The organism is Agromyces sp. Soil535, assembly GCF_001428255.1.
In the GTDB taxonomy this organism is placed as follows: domain Bacteria; phylum Actinomycetota; class Actinomycetes; order Actinomycetales; family Microbacteriaceae; genus Agromyces.
Genome location: NZ_LMRW01000003.1, coordinates 89674 through 105439, shown reverse-complemented (window position 1 = coordinate 105439; position 15766 = coordinate 89674). Strand labels below are relative to the sequence as shown.

The 15766-nt window shown below is 66.9% G+C and carries 15 protein-coding genes; 5 read left to right on the top strand and 10 right to left on the bottom strand.

All coding sequences use genetic code 11. The features are described 5' to 3' along the window. The first annotated feature begins 13 nt into the window (after positions 1-13). The gene (locus ASG80_RS04725) at positions 14-700 is read left to right on the top strand and encodes an SGNH/GDSL hydrolase family protein (RefSeq protein WP_056729023.1); all 687 of its coding nucleotides are present in this window, start codon (positions 14-16) and stop codon (positions 698-700) included. Positions 701-714: 14 nt separating this feature from the next. Here the strand turns inward: ASG80_RS04725 and ASG80_RS04720 are convergent, their stop codons facing one another. From ASG80_RS04720 to ASG80_RS04705, 4 genes are all read right to left on the bottom strand, one after another. Continuing rightward, positions 715-1155 (bottom strand): VOC family protein, encoded by a 441-nt coding sequence (locus tag ASG80_RS04720; RefSeq protein WP_056729022.1) that lies wholly within the window; start codon positions 1153-1155, stop codon positions 715-717. 71 nt (positions 1156-1226) lie between these two features. Further along, positions 1227-2987 (bottom strand): AarF/ABC1/UbiB kinase family protein, encoded by a 1761-nt coding sequence (locus ASG80_RS04715; RefSeq protein WP_056729021.1) that lies wholly within the window; start codon positions 2985-2987, stop codon positions 1227-1229. Positions 2988-2991: 4 nt separating this feature from the next. Then, a complete protein-coding gene (locus ASG80_RS04710; protein WP_369816214.1) occupies positions 2992-3561 on the bottom strand; it encodes a PadR family transcriptional regulator in 570 nt (189 codons plus the stop codon). Positions 3562-3971: 410 nt separating this feature from the next. Next, positions 3972-5297, bottom strand: coding sequence for a hypothetical protein (locus ASG80_RS04705; protein WP_056729020.1), 1326 nt, complete (start codon positions 5295-5297; stop codon positions 3972-3974). Between the two features lie 85 nt (positions 5298-5382). Between ASG80_RS04705 and ASG80_RS04700 the strand changes: the two genes are divergently transcribed. After that, positions 5383-6000, top strand: coding sequence for a hypothetical protein (locus tag ASG80_RS04700; protein WP_056729019.1), 618 nt, complete (start codon positions 5383-5385; stop codon positions 5998-6000). 294 nt (positions 6001-6294) lie between these two features. On the opposite strand, the gene ASG80_RS04695 is transcribed toward ASG80_RS04700, so the two are convergent. From ASG80_RS04695 to ASG80_RS04685, 4 genes are all read right to left on the bottom strand, one after another. Further along, positions 6295-7272: a hypothetical protein gene (locus ASG80_RS04695; RefSeq protein WP_056729018.1), complete on the bottom strand. Its 978-nt coding sequence runs from the start codon at positions 7270-7272 to the stop codon at positions 6295-6297. 690 nt (positions 7273-7962) lie between these two features. Further along, complete coding sequence (locus ASG80_RS04690) at positions 7963-8436, bottom strand: hypothetical protein (protein ID WP_156401652.1); 474 nt, start codon at positions 8434-8436, stop codon at positions 7963-7965. Between the two features lie 272 nt (positions 8437-8708). After that, entirely contained in the window at positions 8709-9488 is a 780-nt protein-coding gene (locus tag ASG80_RS23375) for a hypothetical protein (protein ID WP_156401651.1), read from the bottom strand. Positions 9489-9498: 10 nt separating this feature from the next. Continuing rightward, positions 9499-9687 carry a hypothetical protein gene (locus tag ASG80_RS04685; protein WP_056729016.1) on the bottom strand — a complete coding sequence of 63 codons (189 nt, stop codon included), beginning with the start codon at positions 9685-9687 and terminating at the stop codon, positions 9499-9501. Positions 9688-9911: 224 nt separating this feature from the next. On the opposite strand from ASG80_RS04685, the gene ASG80_RS04680 reads away from it, so the two are divergent. Beyond that, positions 9912-12509 carry an ATP-dependent Clp protease ATP-binding subunit gene (locus ASG80_RS04680; RefSeq protein WP_056729015.1) on the top strand — a complete coding sequence of 866 codons (2598 nt, stop codon included), beginning with the start codon at positions 9912-9914 and terminating at the stop codon, positions 12507-12509. Between the two features lie 75 nt (positions 12510-12584). Here the strand turns inward: ASG80_RS04680 and ASG80_RS04675 are convergent, their stop codons facing one another. Further along, on the bottom strand, positions 12585-13406 hold the full coding sequence (locus tag ASG80_RS04675; protein WP_156401650.1) for a hypothetical protein: 822 nt from the start codon (positions 13404-13406) through the stop codon (positions 12585-12587). A 3-nt stretch (positions 13407-13409) separates the two neighbouring features. Here ASG80_RS04675 and ASG80_RS04670 point away from each other — a divergent pair, with 3 nt between their 5' ends. Beyond that, positions 13410-13835 carry a hypothetical protein gene (locus ASG80_RS04670; protein ID WP_369816213.1) on the top strand — a complete coding sequence of 142 codons (426 nt, stop codon included), beginning with the start codon at positions 13410-13412 and terminating at the stop codon, positions 13833-13835. A gap of 169 nt (positions 13836-14004) precedes the next feature. After that, the gene (locus ASG80_RS04665; RefSeq protein ID WP_235508169.1) at positions 14005-14985 is read left to right on the top strand and encodes a hypothetical protein; all 981 of its coding nucleotides are present in this window, start codon (positions 14005-14007) and stop codon (positions 14983-14985) included. 36 nt (positions 14986-15021) lie between these two features. Here the strand turns inward: ASG80_RS04665 and ASG80_RS04660 are convergent, their stop codons facing one another. After that, entirely contained in the window at positions 15022-15675 is a 654-nt protein-coding gene (locus tag ASG80_RS04660) for a bifunctional 2-polyprenyl-6-hydroxyphenol methylase/3-demethylubiquinol 3-O-methyltransferase UbiG (RefSeq protein WP_056729011.1), read from the bottom strand. Positions 15676-15766 lie beyond the last annotated feature (91 nt).

The window sequence follows — 15766 nt, the reverse complement described above, 5'->3', positions numbered from 1 at the left end:
CTAGACTGGCCCCATGCTCGGGCAAGCGGCAGTGGGCGCGGTCGCGCGTCGCGTCTGTGCAGCGCTCGCCGTCGCGGCGTGCGCGAGCATGATCGTCGGATGCTCCGCACCGGGTCCTGCGGACGGTACCGGTTCGCCCGAGGCATCCGCTGTCGCCGCTCACGGCAGGTTCGCTGCGGTCGGCGACTCGATCACCGACGGCGACAGCCCCGACTTCGCCGCTGGCGACCTCGGCGCCGCGTCGTGGGCGACGTACGTCGTGGACGACGGCTTCGCGTTCGCCGGCGGCTGGGCGGAGTGGGGTGCGACGACGGCGATGATGGCTGACTCGGTCGGGCCGATCGAAGCGGACGTCCTGGTGGTGCTCGCCGGCACCAACGACGTCGCGTTCGGCATCCCGTTCGATGAGTCGGCGGCGAACCTCGACCGGATCGTCGCCGCCGTCGGCATCGAGGACGTCGTCATCGTGTCGATACCGCCGATGGCTGCGTTCCCCGATGGCGTGAAGTCGTACAACGAACGCCTCGATGACCTGGCGGGCGATCGGGGATGGCGGTTCGTCGACGCATCCGCGGGCCTGCGCACCGCCGACGGGCGTTATCGCGACGGGATGAGCTCCGATGGGCTGCACCCGTCGGCGGATGGCGCGCGGGTGCTCGGCGAAGCGGTCGCGGCGGAGTTGCGGCGAGAGCTTGCGTGACGGGTGAGCAGCCCTCAGCCGACCTTCTCGGCCAGCGCGACGATGATCCCCGCCGGCCCGCGGAGGTAGCAGAGCCGGTACACGTCCTCGTAGTTCGCGACCTGGCGCAGCAGCTCGGCACCATGCGGGCGCAAGCGGGCGATGGTGTCGTCGAGGTCGTCGACGGCGAACATCACCCGGTGCAGCCCCAGCGTGTTGGGCGGCGGCACTGCCGGTGATGGGGCGGATGCCTCGGGGTAGTGGTACTTCGTGAGTTCGAGCCTGCCGTGGCCGTCGGGCGTGCGCATCATCGCGATCTCGCTGCGGACGCCGTCGAGCCCGACGGTCTGGTCGGCGAAGGCCCCCTCGATGTGCGCGCGGCCCTCGAGGTCCAGGCCGAGCTCTGCGAAGAACGCGATGGCCGCATCCAAGTCGTCGACGACGATGGCGACGTTGTCCATGCGCTGGATGGTCATGGGTCGAGGGTAATGCGCTGCGGATCCGCTCGGTCGTGAACCTTCGCCGCGGTCGCAGTATGAAGCTCCGATCACCCCCGCCCGCGCCGGCGGAACACCCCGGCGAACAGGGCGTGCAGGAGCGGGATCACCGACACCGCGATCAGCGCGCCGCCCCACACCGGCTCGTCGACGCGAAGCAGGATTCCGCCGATGAACAGGCCCACGAACAGGACCGCCGAGGTGATCCGCCGGGCCGTGCGCTCGAGCCTCGCCACCCGCTGCTCGAGCCGGGGCGAGTTCGCGACGAGGCGCCCCTCCTCGATGCGGTCCGCGAGCGCATCGAGGCGCTGCGGCAGCCGCATGACCGTGCCTGCGACGGTCAGCGCCTCCTGCCCGAGCGCCTGCACGATGTTGCTGCTCTCGTCGCGCAGGAGTTGCGCGGCGTAGGGCTCGACGGCGTCCCACATGTTGAATTCAGGGTCGAGCGAGCTGCACATGCCCGAGGTCAGCGACATCGCCCGGATGATGAGCAGAAAGTTCTCGGGCAGTTGGAACGGCAGCGCCCGCATCACCTCGCCGAACTCGATCGCGAAGCTGCGCAGCTCGCGCTCGTCGACCTGCCGTACCTCGGCGAGGCCCATGCCTCCGAAGCGCGCGAACAGCTCGGACATCGCTCGCTCGAGCTCTGCCGTATCGGCCGACGGCAGCAGGATGCCGACACCACGGATGCTGTCGACCAGCCGCTTCCCGTCACGCGCGGCGACTGCGAGGATGACCTGCTGCAGGCCGCGGCGCAGTCCGTCAGGCACCTCGCCCATCATGCCGAAGTCGATGAAGGTGAGCCGCCAGGCCGGCGACGCAGCATCCGACACGCTCGAGGCCGGCGACGCGGCATCCGTCACTTGGTCGACCGGCGTGACGAAGATGTTGCCGGGGTGCGGGTCGGCGTGGAAGAAGCCGTCGCGGAAGAGCTGGTCGAACATGACGGTCGCGAATTGCTTCGCGACCGCCTTCGGGTCGATGCCCGCCGCCATCAGGGACTCGCGGTCGTTGATCTTGATCGCCGTCACGTCGGCGAGCGTCAGCACGCGGCGCGTCGTGCGCTCCCAGACGACTTCGGGTGCGGCGACCCGCGGGTCGCCGGCGAAGCTCGCGGCGAACCGCTCGGCGTTGCGCGCTTCCTGCAGGTAGTCGATCTCTTGGAGGCTCGTGACGGCGAACTCCTCGACGAGCGAGGGGAGGTCCACGCGGCTCGAGACGAACCTCACGCGGCTGAGCCATCCGGCGACGCGGCGCAGCGCCGCCAGGTCGACGTCGACGATCGTCTCGATGCCCGGTCGCTGCACCTTGACGACGGCCTCGTCGAGCCCCATGTCGGCGGCGTCGATCGGCGAGAGCCGCGCGCGGTGCGCTTGACCGAGGGATGCCGCGGCCAGCGGTGTCGGGTCGAACCACGCGTACGCGCGGTCGAGCGGAACGCCCAGCTCGGCCTCGCCGAGGCGTCGGATCGCGTCGAACCGCACGGGCGGCACTTCGTCTTGGAGCCCGGCGAGCTCGTGCGTGATCTCGGGCGGCAGCACGTCGAGTCGCGACGAAAGGTATTGGCCGACCTTGATCATGAGGCCGCCGAGGTCGACCGCGAGCACGTGGAAGCGCCGGGCGATGCGGGTCAGCCGCGCTGCGCGCCCGCGCGCCACGTACTTCGCGAGGCCGAAGCGAGGCAGGACGAGCTCGAACCACCAGGTCTGCACGATGTGTCGCACGGCGAACCGCAGGATCCGCCGGTAGCGGGCGCGCGTGTTGCCGACATCGGGCGTCGAGTCTCCTGGAGCCCGGCGTGCCGAGGGCACCGAGTCAGTCCTGAGCGAGGATCGAGTAGAGACGACGACGTGCGTCGTCGAGCACGTCGACCGCCTGCTTGACCTGCTCGGGAGTGCCCGTTCGCTGGACCTGCGCCGCCGCCTGTGCGAGCTCGATGCCGGCCTTCGGGAGCGCCCCGACGGTGCCGGAGTCGCGCGCGCTCGAGGTCTCCCAGGGCGCGGGGCGATCAGCGGATGCCTCGGCCTCTGCCCGCCCGGCTTCCGTCAGCGAGTAGGTCTTGCGGCCGTCCGCCTCCTCTGCGCTGATGAGCCCCTCGTCGGCGAGCAGCTGCAGCGTCGGATAGACCGAGCCCGCGCTCGGCTTCCATGTGCCGCCGCTGCGCTCGGCGATCTCGCTGATGATCTGGTAGCCATGCATCGGCCGCTCGGCGAGCAGCGCGAGCACCGCCGCGCGGACGTCGCCGCGGCCCATCCGCGGCGCGACCTTCTGCTCGAACATGCCCCGAAGTTGCTCCACGGCCTCCCACAGTCCCTGCGGGGGGCGGCCTTGCCCCCACCCGCCCGTGGGACCGGTGAAGCCGTCGCCCATGTACGAACCGTTCATGATGTCCTCCCTGAACCGGGCGCTCGCCCGGGTCTCGACGATATATAACGATATATCGTTCGCCTGCTCCGGGGTAGACCTGAATCCGCGTCGACCTGAGCGTGTCAGGCGTGTCTGCTGACGCGCACGTCGCGCCATCCGAACCCGCCGGGTTCGGGCAGGGTGCTGCGGATCTGCTCGGCCGTGAACATGCGGCGGGGGGAGCAGGTTGTCGGGCACGGATGCCGCGGGCGGCACGGCATCCGTCACGCCCCGGCAAGCATGGCGCCTGTCTGACAGCCGAACATGGGTCCGCGTACCGCGGGCACCCAGACAGCCGCACGTCGCCGCAATCGCCATATGTCCGCTCGGATGGCTCCACCGACGTCGCCACAAACAGCGGCTTTCCGGGCGGCTCAGCGGCTCACGCTCTATTTCACGGGCGAGTCGTCCTGCTCCCAATCGGCCGGCAGTTGCAGAGGGACTGCGGTATCGGCCCAATCGGGGGCGCCCGGCCAGGTCGTTGGAGGTTCCGCGCCGGAGTACAGGAACTCGCGGCGCGACCCGTCCCTTCCTCCGACGCCGAGAACCCAGCCGCTCGGGAGGCGGCGCCACGCGCGCCATTTCTGGTGATCGGCGGTCACCTCGACGAGGATGCCGTGGGAGTCCGGCAACCCATATCGGAAGGCGGGCTGGATTACCTTCTCGGTGAGGTCATCCCAGTAGCGGTTGCCGAGACGCTCGTATCTCATCTCCTGAGCCGTGTGGATCATGTACCGGAGAGCCCGCTTCGTGCCTTCGAACTCGCGTCGGTCGAGTTGTGCTCCGTCGCCGTCCGTGCCGGGCTCCCCGGCCATGACCGTCAATCGCGCCTGCCGCTCTTGTTCGCGAGCCTCGCGGTCAAGCACTTCCTGCCGGAACGCACGCATGGCAGCTAACGCCTCCCGAAAGGTAGGCGAGCGGCTCACCCTGTTCTGGAAGGGGCCGGTGAACGCGGCAGCCCATCGCACACGCAAGTGAAGGCCGAGCACAACGGCGACCATGACTCGCTTGCGTGCGGGCGGCTGAAAGATCCGTCGCATGCGCAAATTCGCCGTCTCGACATACGCGAAGAAGGCGACGCCGTAGAAGTAGCCGAACATCGACAGGGGCAGCCAGATCGAGAGCGCGAGCTCCATCCAAGTCGTGCTCCAGTCGCGCTCATTGGCGGTGACAACGAGGCGAACCGTGGTCCACACACCGATAGCACAAACAATGAAGATCAGCAGCAGGCCAAGACGTCCAGCAAGCTTCGTTCGGCCGGGATCGAGTCCGGCCCAAGCGATCATGACAATGAGCACGAAAAGCGCAAGTTGCAGTATCACTTCGACGAGGAGGCTGAACGGTTCGAGGTTGAGATAGAAGGCAAGCAGAGTCGACAACGCCACCGTCTCGCCAATGATCTTGCGCAGAATTGCTCCGCCGGACTTCGCTTTCACCACCGTAAGCAGGACAGGGAAACCAACCGTCAGCACGATGAGGACTGAGTCCTTCAGGAGATCGACATTCCAGAGACCGATGCGCCATGCGATGACGATCGATGCGGTGCACCACGCAAGGAACAGACCAAAGACAGCGAGAACCTTTGGTGAGGACGCAGTACGCATGACGTCGGCCCCGGCGCCCAGCACGGCCCGCCGGACTGTCGGAATCGCGAGTACCAGGACTATGCCTGCTCCGATGAGAATGAGAGTCGCGATCTCGCGATTGTTCAGCACAGGGACCTCCGCGTCGGACGGTAGCAGGCGTGAGCACGATGTCATCGCATTCAACTCACCGCGGGCGGATGGATAACGTACTCTCATGGCGGACAAGCAGGCGATTCGAGAACGGCTGTACGTGTGGTGCGAGGTCGCGCTACTCAGCGCGGATCGGCTGGGGCGCACATACGAGGAGTTCTTGACCTCGGCAGCCGACCACTCGTTGTATCTCGAGTGGATCAGGCTGGGTAGTCCACCGGAATGGGCCGAGACTGTGGAACATTCGCCCAAGCGTCTCACCTTCGGCAAGCAGTGGGCGATGAACGCGGACGTCGAATCGTTCGTGAACTCGGCGGCGCACGTGGAGAAGTGCGTGAAGATCCTCGGCGCCGACCAATACCCGAAGCAGCCGGATGGGCCTTCGATCAGGGAGGTGCGGAACTTCGAGGAGCACTGGGAGGACCCGTTCCCCGGTACCAAGCGGGCGGTTCAAGCCAATGGCGGCGAGGACTTCACACCCGGCGTGATCGCAGCGGTCTCGAAGAACCTGCACGTCGGGAACCTCTCGATGCCAGCCGTCGAGGACTGGGTGCGCGAGGTGAGGGATGTCGTCGCTCAGGAGTTGCGTGACGCTGGCAAGCGACCTCCTACTGCCGACGACTTCGTCATGTCTCCTCCAGCGGGCGCAGACCGAACTGATGGGGTTCCGCCGCAGGCGTAAGGCGCAGCCGGTCCGGAGTCCACCCTGCTTGGCCGCTCCGGGGTCGCCCTCTTGAGCTGCGCTACCGACCAGCCTGGACGGCTAGCACGAGCGCAAGATGCACGTTCTCAACGGCTTGCCGGCAAGGTGGCGTCCAACGAACGCGGTGCCGCCGGTGATCGCTGCGGGGGTGGCGGGTCACCTGGGGACCATACGACTGTATGCGAGCGCTCAGCATGCATTCGTACGAATTTGCATGGTGGTTCGGATTGCCGAGGCAGTGCCGGTCGCTCGACTATCGTGCGTCGTCGTTGGTCACCTCCAGTACATGTATCCGCCGCCATCGGCGTCCCACGACCGAGCAACACCAGTCATAACGAAGAATTGCTCAAGGATTGGCATCATCTCGCGGGTGACTTCCCGCAGGAGTTCGGCGTCGGCGGCGGCCAGTCCGATGGGCAACTCGCCTAAAGCCGCCTGCCAGCGTTCCCACAGTGGTGCAGCGTATTTCTGCCAACCGGCTGAAGTGAGGATTGGGCGGGGTATGTCCGTGCCCGCCGCGCGAAGTCGCGCTGCGACGAGCGATAGCGCCTTCCAGTAGTTGGTTGCCGCCGCGAGGTGGAGGCGCGCCGCGCGGGAGACGTCCGTGGTCGACAATGCACGAGCGTCGTCAATGGAGCCCGCCAGGCTCGCGAGGTCATCCTGGAACGACAGAATAGTGGATGCTGGGTTCGCGTGCATCTGCTCGGCCACGAGTTCAGCCCGATACTCTTCGATCACCGTTCCGGCCTCCGTGGCATAGTACGCGTCGCTGGGGGAGGTGATCATCATGGAGTTGAAGGTGGCTTCGGAGTCTTCTCCACGAGAGTGATGCAGAGCGTGAACCGCTTCATGAGCGGCGAGGTGCAGTAGCAGGATTACGTGATTATGGGCCTCGTCTTGATCGATGTCGGCGGGTAGGAACAGCATCTCGGCGTTTACCACAATGTCGACGCCCCCCGATGCAGATCGCATTGTCTTGGCCACAGCGAAGTTTGCGCCGCGCACTGCACCGTACTCGACGCTAAGGTCCCGTGCGTCGAACCGATCTTGAACTGATTGAACGAAATCTCCGGAGAAGCAGATCCTTGCCGATGGAGCGATGCCGGCGATCTGTGCCGAGATGCCAGACAACAACTGATGGGGCGAGAGAGCTTCATCCGCGAGCAATGCGACCGCCTCGGGCGGCATGTACTCAAGCTGAACGTTGAGTGCCAAGGTTTCGGCAGGTGATTCTTCGGGCTGTTCGCTCATCAGGGTTGCTCCAGAGTCGCTCTTAGCGCGTCATCATCGCGGATTCGCAGCACTTGGGCGGACAGCGCCCCGGGTCGAGTCTCAGCCTGTCATAGATGGCAACTGCTCGGCCCCGACGCCGCGGCGATGAGCGGCCGCGTCGCCCTCGCAAGTGTGACCTCTACCCGCCACAAGAAGGCCGTCTGGTTCCTCGCAGGAACTCATTACGCTCGGGTCAATTGGGTGCAACGCGGATTGATTACCCTGAATTGGAAGTGCCTCAAGCTCCTATGCGGGTGTAGCCGCGTTACCCGCAGACACCGCGACGAGTCCTGGTTCGCAGTGACGTGTTGCCGGTTATTCGATCACGCAGTCGACGGAGTCGACCCCTGGCTGCAGAGCGCGAGGAGGTTTCACTGAGAGTGTTCGAAAATGCCATAGTCCTGACTTCAACGCTCCACGTGGTCGCCGCCGCACCAGTGATAACCGGTCAGGAATGTAGTTCCCACTTCGATCTCGATCGATTGAGGCGCCCGCCGTTTCCGATTCCAAGGCGTGACCGTGCGCGCACTTCCATGCCGTTCGCTGTCACGCATAGCCGAGGAGAAGCACGAGCCAACTTGATCTCGGCCAGTTCTAATCGACGGTCAGCCTCCGAGTGGGTGCGGATGACCGGGGCGCGGAGGAAGGCGGTCGTTCTTCCCGCGTAGGTCATGCATTGCGGTTCAACCGTGCGACAAGCTTCTCAACACACAGGGCAACGTCCTCCCAGTGTTCCTCGGCCCAGTCTCTTGCCCCATTCGCCGCGCGGTGGCGTACCTCCTTGCGCAGGTCCTTCAGTGCGAGCACTAGATCTCGTTCAGAGTCCTGAAGGTGACCAGCGTCGGTCGCCGCACCCACAAGCTGGGCGAACGAGAGGCGTTTGGAGCGCCGGTTCACGAGCTCCTCGAGTACGAGTTCAACCGCGGTGTGAAGTTCCTCAAGAAGGGTCTCGGCGGCAACCTCCTCGAAGGCCCAGGCCACCAGAACTTCCTCAGTGATGAGAAGTCGCGCGTGGAGCTGGCTGAAGGACGGGCACTCATATTCATACGGCGGAAAGTAGAGGGTTGTATCCGTAATGCTGTGGAGCTTGCGAACCCGTGGCGGCGCGCTCATGTTGCGACCCCGAAGCATGAGGTCGGCCAACCCCCGTCCGACACCTTGCCGACGCACGCGACGCAGCCCTGGTGCGTCTGTACCCTCAGCTATGAATGGCAGGTCCCGCTCCAACCGATAGCCCAACAAATCGATCCGACGCGAGTTCCCATCCACCACGACCAGACAATGCCGGAGCGCGGTGTGTTTCCACTGCCAGCGGATGCCGAGTCGTTTGGCGCGGACTTGTGCTGTTGGCAGGCATGCCAAGACCACTGGCTGCTGCACGTTGGAGTATGTGAACTCGAAGTCAAATCCCGCCATCAAGAGCCGTTGTCTTCGTCCGCGGTGGCCGCCTGCCAATCCCGGAATTGGGCGAGCTTCTTGGCGTCCCATGCATCGCCGTCGCGGACTAGCACTGAAAGCGGCCCGCCTGTCGCTTCCGTCCATTTCTTCATCAGTGCCTTCATCTCACGGAGCGCGACGGCGGCATCATGTACGCCACGAACTTCCACCCAACGGCGTGATGCGTAGAGGGACCAATCCAGAACAACTTCTGACTGAAGGGACTCTCCTTCTATCCCCGTGAACGTCACCATTCCACTGTGGAGGTCTGGCAGGCCCGACTCCCTCCGCCAGACAGTCGAATCCCACATCGTCCGCCATTCCTGGCCCGGCGCGAGTGTTGGAATCTCAGCGGGCAGCATCAGGTTCTCGATCCCGCTAGATCCGTCGGGATTTGGGGAACGTTGCGGTAACGGCTCGAGGTGCAGGACTACATCTCGGGCAGCCGTCTGGCCGAAGTTCTTGACCACCAAATCGATAATGAACGGCGTTGCCGCACTCGCCTCGGTGTACAGCACAACATACGGCTGAGCGCGCTCAACTTCTAGACGGCGAGCCTGGTCTCTTGCTGCCTTCGCCTCTCGCACCTGGATCGATGCGTAGGTGAGGGCGGCGATCGCGACGACGGCTGTCACTACTCCGGTAATGGCACCGATAATGTCGGTGACCGAAGGGCTGCTAGGAAGCGTGTTTTGGATCTGATCCAATTGCTCGCCAAGGGCATCCAGCGGAATCGCCAGTCGCCGACTCGTCAACATTAGGTGGATTTCAGCTTGCCCGGTGGGAAGCTCGTGCGAGCTGAGCTATGGCTTTCGAGAGGGCAAACACAGCGAATCCGAACTCCTCGAAGGCCCTGTCCCGGGGGTCGTTGCGGTGTGGCTCGTTCATCAGCCGGACGGCTGAATCGGCGTGGCTCGCCGCATCGTCCGCGTGCTTCGCGGCCTCAAGGTACGTCATGCTCGCCCCTTCTCGTAGTCTGATAGTTGATCCACTATCCCAGCGACCTCCGTCATGGTCGCTAACTCGCGTGAAACAGCGTCGCCCTCAACTGCACCATCGCACCTCCAATGGAAGGGCGGGCGCGATAGCGGCTCTGCGATCGCTCTCGCAGCGCGCGGGAATACCCGCGCCCCCTCCGCGTTGAACTTGAGCGTACCCAACTCAAGTTCCCAGGAGGATTGGTGCCAGAAGACTTCAACCCCGAAGCCGGCGCGAGCTCGTTCGACGAGTTCCTGTCCCGGTATCTCGCTGGTGAGCAGGCGCGTCAGGCTCGGTCGATCGACCTCAGCCGGTTCCTGACCGCCCGCACGCAAGGCATCCTGCAGCAGGCAGGACGCTTCGCGCTCGAGCGCGGCCAGACCGAGCTCGACGCCCTGCACATCCTGCGCGTGATCGCGGAGGACGACAGCGTGAAGCAGGCCGTCGAGCGCATCGGCGTCGCCCCAGAGCGCATCATCACGGCGACCGAGGCGCGCCTGCCCGCGGCATCCGCTGGTTTCGACGAGCTCAACCAGCAGGAGCGGGCCAACGCGGCCACGATCACGCCGAGCGCCAGCCGCGCGCTGTTCCACGCGTACCAGGTCGCACGCTCGGCGGGCTCGACGTACATCGACCCCGAGCACCTCTTCTTCGCGCTCGTGCTAGGGCAGGATGCCCCAGCCGGCCAGGTGCTGGCGCGCGCGGGGGTTACGGCTGAGGCGCTGACGCAGGGCATGCGCGAGACCGTCGACCCTGAGGGGCTTCGAGACGGCGCTGGCGCGCCTCCTCAGCCCGCACAGAGCGAGACCCCGATGCTCGACAAGTTCGGCACCGACCTCACCACCCTCGCCGAGAACGGCGAGCTCGACCCGGTGATCGGACGCGTCGACGAGATCGAGCAGACCATCGAGATCCTCAGCCGCCGCACCAAGAACAACCCCGTGCTGATCGGTGAGGCCGGCGTCGGCAAGACGGCGATCGTCGAGGGCCTCGCCCGCGCGATCGTCGAGGAGTCGGTGCCCGAGGCCCTGCTCGGCAAGCGAGTGATCTCGCTCGACCTGCCCGGCATACTCGCCGGCACCCGCTACCGCGGCGACTTCGAGGAGCGCCTCACCAAGACCATGGAGGAGATCGCCGCGCACAAGGGCGAGCTCATCATCTTCATCGATGAGATCCACACCGTGGTCGGTGCGGGCGGCTCGGGCGACGGTGGCACCGACGCGGGCAACATCCTGAAGCCGCGTCTCGCGCGCGGCGAGCTGCACCTCGTGGGTGCGACCACGCTCAAGGAGTACCGCACCATCGAGAAGGACCCCGCGCTCGAGCGCCGGTTCCAGCCGGTGCGCGTCGGCGAGCCCTCGATCGAGGACGCCGTGCTCATCCTGCACGGCCTGCGCCCCGCCTACGAGGAGCACCACGGCGTCGAGTACACGGATGCCGCGCTGCGGGCGTCCGTCGAGCTCTCGGCCAGGTACCTCACCGACCGGGTGCTGCCCGACAAGGCCATCGACCTCATCGACCAGGCCGGGGCGCGGCTGCGCCTGCGGCTCGGCGTGAAGACGGATGTCTCCGCGCTCATCGCGCGGCTGGCTGACCTCGAGGCGGACAAGAACGCCGCCGTCGGGGCCGAGCACTACGAGGAGGCGTCGCGCATCCGCGACGAGATCTCGAAGGTGCAGGCGAAGCTCGACGAGGCGACCGCGAAGGGTCGCGTCGCGGCATCCGCTGACGCCCCTTCGACGACCATCGACGAGGCCGAGATCGCCGCCGTGATCTCGCGGGCCACCGGGATTCCGGTGAACCGCCTCACCGAGAGCGAGCGGGAGCGCCTCGGCGACCTCGAGGGCGAGCTGCACGCGCGCGTCATCGGCCAGGACGACGCGGTCACCGCGGTCGCGAAGGCCGTGCGACGCAACCGCACCGGCATGGGCGACGCCAAGCGTCCGGTCGGGTCGTTCCTGTTCCTCGGCCCGACGGGTGTCGGCAAGACCGAGCTGGCGCGTGCGCTGGCGTCGTCGCTCTTCGACGACGAGCAGGCGATCGTGCGCTTCGACATGAGCGAGTTCGGCGAGCGGCACACCGTGTCGCGGCTCGTCGGCGCCCCTCCCGGCTATGTCGGTTACGACGAGGCCGGGCAGCTCACCGAGCGCGTGCGGCGCAACCCGTACTCGATCGTGCTGTTCGACGAGATCGAGAAGGCGCACCCCGACGTGTTCAACCTGCTGCTGCAGGTGCTCGACGACGGACGCCTGACCGACGGCCAGGGTCGCACGGTCGACTTCCGCAACACGGTGATCGTGATGACCTCGAACCTCGGTTCGGAGTTCCTCGCGTCGCGCTCGGGTGCGCTCGGGTTCGTCGCGGGCACGGATGCCTCGGGGTTCTCGTCTTCGGACGACATCCGCAACCGCGTGATGGGCAAGGTGCGCGAGGCCATGCGGCCCGAGTTCCTGAACCGCATCGACGAGATCGTGCTGTTCCAGAAGCTCGACCAGCCGCAGCTCGAGCAGATCGTGCGGCTCATGCTCGGCGCCACCGCGTTGCGGCTCGCCGCTCGTGAGGTCGAGTTCGAGGTGACGGATGCCGCGGTGGCGCTCCTCGCGGAGCGCGGTTACGAGCCCGAGTACGGTGCCCGTCCGCTGCGTCGCGTGATCCAGCGCGAGATCGACGACCGCATCAGCGACCTGTTCGTCAGCGGTGCGCTCGGCGACGGCGAGGGCGTGAAGGTGGATGCCTCGGGCGGCGAGTTCGTCGTCACCCCGGTGCCGCGCGCGATCGTGGAGGTGCCGCAGGCGGCGTAACCCCCGCTCGGTGAGTCGAGGAGGCGCGCCAGGGCCGTCTTCAGGCCCTGATGCCGCGCCGACCTGCGCTCGGCCTCAGTGCGGCGCTTGCAGGTCTTCCGGCGGACGCAGCGCAGTGTCCGGCCGGCAGCCGAGCTCACCGGGCTCCAGCAGGATCGACGGGGCGTGCACGACCTCGACGCCGGCGTCGGTGCGTTTCACGAGCAGGCAGTCGCCACCCTGACCGATCGCGAAGCCGATGTCGCCGTCGACGACGATCGCCGCGGGCACGTACGCCACTTGGTACGGGCCCGTCGGTTGCGGCATCCGCTCGGTGACCTCAGCGACGATGTCGTTGGCCGTCACGTCCGCTGGAGCGGCGCTGAGCACGTCGATCACCACAGCCTCGGTGCCCTCGGGCACCACGAACACCGGACTGGTGTCGACTGGCGGTTCGATGTTCTGCGCGTCGGGCGGGCAGGGGAAGTCGTGAGCGACGGCGGCGTCCACGCTGATGGGGGAGGCGGCGACGCCCATTCCGTCGAACTCCGACCAGAAGCAGGCCACATAGTCGTCGTAGACCGAGCGCGGCATGATCGCGCGGAACTGCAGCCGACCGATGGCGCCGTCGTCTCGCGAGTTGGCGTACGCTTCGTAGCCGATGAGGTGCACGTAGGCGTTGCGAGCCAGCGCCTCGTCGGCATCCCGGGCGTAGTCCTCGATCGTGGTCGCGGTGCCGGCGCCGTACAGGCTGCGAGCCACGTCGGCCACCTCGCTGCGGGCGTCTTCGTGCGCGCCTGCGTCGAGCACCGGCGGAATGAACACGCACCCCGACAGGCCCGCGGCACATGCCGCGAGGGCGAGCACGAACGCCGTGGCCCGGCGACGATCGGGCCGTGAAGCCCCGAGAGAACGCATCTCTTGAGTATTCGCCCGAGTCCGGCGACCGGCAAGGGCGCCGCGCGTACGGCGCGCGAGGCCATGCGGCCCGAGTTCCTGAACCGCATCGACGAGATCGTGCTGTTCCAGAAGCTCGGCGCTTCGGAGCTGTCGCAGATCGTGCGCCTTATGCTCGGCGCGACCGCGACGCGGCTCGCCGCTCGCGAGGTCACTTTCGAGGTGACGGATGCCGCGGTGGTGCTCCTCGCGGAGCTCGGCTACGAGCCCGAGTACGGTGCCCGCCCGCTGCGCCGCGTCATCCAGCGCGAGATCGACGACCGCATCAGCGACCTGTTCGTGAGCGGTGCGCTCGGCGACGGCGAGGGCGTGAAGGTGGATGCCGCCGACGGCGCGTTCGTCGTGGTGCCCGTGCCGCGGGCGACCGTGGAGCTGGCCGCCGCGGCCTAACCCCGCTGTGCGTGTCGAGGAGCGACGCCGAAGGCGGCGCGTCTCGAGACCCCGTAGGCCCGGCCCTCCCACTCGGAGGGCCGGGCCTTCATCGTGCGCGAATCTCAGTGCTGACCCCGTGGCGATCCCCACTCCACCCGGGCACGCTCGTCCCGGCAGGCTCGAGATGATGTATTCGAACGCGGGATCGGCACGACAGCGACGGGCGCTTGGGACGGCGGTCGGCGTCGCTGCTGCTGCCATGGTGCTCGGCGGCTGCGCCCCCGTCGACTCTAACGATGGTCGCCGGCTCAGCGACTGGACGACGAACATCGGCATCGGATGGGACACGTTCGTGACGGAGGTCCTCGCTCCGGTGGGGAACGCCTTGTTCGCCATCCTCGTCGCGTGGCTTTCGATCGCAGTCGCGGCACGACTCGTCGCGCTGCTCCCGGGTGTCCGCGATATTAGGGCGACGCGCCGAACGGGGCAGACCTTGCGAGTCGTCGGATGGACGCTCCTCGCCGTGACTCCGATCGTGACCGTCATCGTGACCGCGGCCGCCGCCGACAGCCTCATCGTGTGGCTCGCGGTGTCGACACCCCTCGCGTACGGTGCGGTCGGGACGCTGGGCCCGGGCCTTGCCACGCGTCCGCGAGTCGATGCGAAGGCGATCGCACCGGACGGTGCTCGGAACGAGGCGTGGGCCATCGACACCTTGGTGCAGGTGCGCAAGCTGAACCTCACGCACTCGCGTATTCGGCTCGAGGGCATCAACGCGTCCGACCTCGGCGACTTCATCACCATCGCCGACCGCACCGGAAGCGGGCTCGCCTCCGCCGTCGCATGGCTGTTCCAGGCGCTCTTCAACGCTGCTCCCTGGCTCCTGCAGGTCACCGTGCTCGACGGGCGGTCGGCGATCGCCAGCATTCGGCGGAACGGTCACCTGCTCGACGAAGTGGAACTCGAGCTCGACGAAGGAGATGTCGAGGACGACCATCACCGGGAACTGCTCGCGCTCGCCGCCGACTTCGCCGTGAGGAAGGTGGCGGAGCGCTATCCCGACGTGCACGAATCCCGACGCTCGAGAACGGAGCCGCCGCGCACGGACATGCTGAGGCCGGCATCATCGGGCTCGGATCGAGAAGTGGACGCCCCCAGCGTCGAGTAGGACGGGGTCCCCGGAGGACCGGGTCATCCCCTTTGTTCACTGCGCCCGGCGGGCGAGCAGCGTGGAGTCGTGCACATCGACCACCGCGCCGTCGCGGACCATCGTTCGCGGCCGCTGCTCGACCACGAGCGCCTCGAAGTCGTCGGGCAGGGCGGGCAGCAGCTCTTCGGCGAGGAACATCGCGTTGCGATGACTCGTCGGGAGGTGCGTGAACACCCCCGAAGGCGCATGCCCTACCACCAGGAGGTGCCCGCCGAGGGCTACGGCCTGCGCCAGCCGGCGAGTCACCTCGACCATCCCTCCGTCGGGCGGATGCAGGAAGTGCGTGGTGACGAGATCGTACGACCGGCCGTGGGCATCGAAGGTGCGGGCGTCGACCTGCCACCAGTTTGTACGGTCGGCGACCCTGGCCTCCTCGGCATGCCGCGCAGCGCGGGCGAGCCCGTTGGCCGAGAAGTCGGCACCGGTCACCGTCCATCCCCGTTGGGCCAGCCAGATCACGTCGCCGCCCTCACCGCAGCCGACGTCGAGCGCAGTGCCCGGGGTCAGCGCCGAAACCTCGGCGACGAGCTGCGGATTCGGATTCCCGCTCCACACCTGCTGCTCGCCGGAGTACCGCTCCTCCCAGCTCGCCGGCTCGAACATCGCTGCCGCCTCGGCTTCGGTGGGCTCGTGTTCGTGTCGACTCATCAGGGTGCATCCTTCCGCTGCTCCATGAGCGTACGGACCCGATCCACGAATCGCACGCGCGATTGCCGTTTCGGCAATGCGGCGACGGTTG